Source organism: Metabacillus rhizolycopersici, assembly GCF_020075705.1.
On sequence record NZ_JAIQUM010000208.1, the window covers coordinates 1 to 1,437 of the forward strand.

At 37.0% G+C, this 1,437-nt stretch carries 1 protein-coding gene; it reads right to left on the reverse strand.

Annotated elements, in window-relative coordinates:
- Positions 1-35: 35 nt before the first annotated feature.
- Positions 36-1,384, reverse strand: a protein-coding gene (locus K9V48_RS28015; RefSeq protein WP_224142313.1) for an IS3 family transposase whose coding sequence is annotated in 2 segments (ribosomal slippage) — positions 36-940 and positions 940-1,384 — 1,350 coding nt in all. Because the reading frame shifts where the segments join, the coding sequence is not laid out codon by codon here.
- Positions 1,385-1,437 lie beyond the last annotated feature (53 nt).

Sequence of the window (1,437 nt, forward strand, 5' to 3'; positions counted from 1 at the left end):
TGAAGTGACCCCATAAAGTTAGACAGGTTATTTCGTTAGGCGGCTTGTTGGGTATCGGCTCGGTATTGTCCCGGGCTCATACCTTTTAATTTTGCCTTGATTCGTTTGTGATTATAGTATTCTATATATTTTGCTAGTTCTTGCTTAAAGTGTTCTACACTTTCAAATTCTTTTAGATAAAGAAATTCCGATTTCATGATGCCAAAGAAATTTTCAATGACGGCGTTATCGTAACAGTTTCCTTTGCGGGACATACTTTGTGTAATGCCACGTTCATTAAGCGCATGACGATATTTTTTCATTTGATAGTGCCAGCCTTGATCAGTATGAATGATGAGTGTGTCTTCGTCTGTTAAACATTCAAAGGCCTGGTCTAACATCGTTGAAACAAGTGAATAGGTTGGTCTTGAACCGACTGTATACGCGATAATTTCACTATTAAATAAATCCATCATCGGTGAAAAATACAGCTTCTCTCCAAATAATTTAAACTCCGTAATATCCGTAACCCATTTCTCATTTGGTTTTTTAGCTTGGAATTTACGTTCTAAAATATTCGGTGCAATCTTTCCGACTGTCCCTTTGTAAGAACGATACTTTTTTATACGAACTAAACATTTTAAACCTAGTTCTTTCATGATACGCTGCACCTTTTTGTGATTTACTTTATGGCCACGATTGGTAAGTTCATACCCAATACGACGGTAGCCATAACGGCCTTCGTGTTCGTCATAAATTGTTTGAATCAATACTTTCAGCTCTGCATCTGGATCAGGTCGATCGAAGTTTTTCACCCAATAATAATAGGTACTACGTGGTATGTCTGCCAGCAGTAGAAGTGCATTCACCGGAAATTCATACCTTAATTCATAGACTACTTGTGCTTTGTCTTGTTTGGTGATTTTTCCTTGTTTTGAACTAAGGCATTCAACTTTTTTAAATAGGCATTCTCCATGCGTAAACGTTCGATTTCTGTTTGAAGTGCTTCAATTGATCCTTCAGTTGGTTTGTTTTTTTTAGGTTCTTTTTTCATGGATTGACGCCCCTTTGCCTTTGGTTGAAGAGCGTCAATCCCCTGCGTTTCAAATAAATCCTTCCAATTCCCAACTGTGGTAGAGGCAGGAATGTTAAATACTAAAGTGGCTTCTTCGATGGACGCTCCCGTTTCGTTTATATAATTAAGTACGTCCAGTTTAAACTCAACTGAATAATTTGTATATGTTTTTTGAAAAGCTGCCAATCCATGTACACGAAACTTAGCTACCCACTTTTTTAACATCGTCATATTTACATTGTATTTTTGAGCTGTATCTTTAAAGGATTCTACACCGTCGAGATAAGCGTTAACAGCCGTTAATTTTGTTTCTAAAGAATATTTGGTCATAAAAAACTGCACCTCCAATTGTTAGTTGTGTCTAACAATTGGGGTGCAGTTCA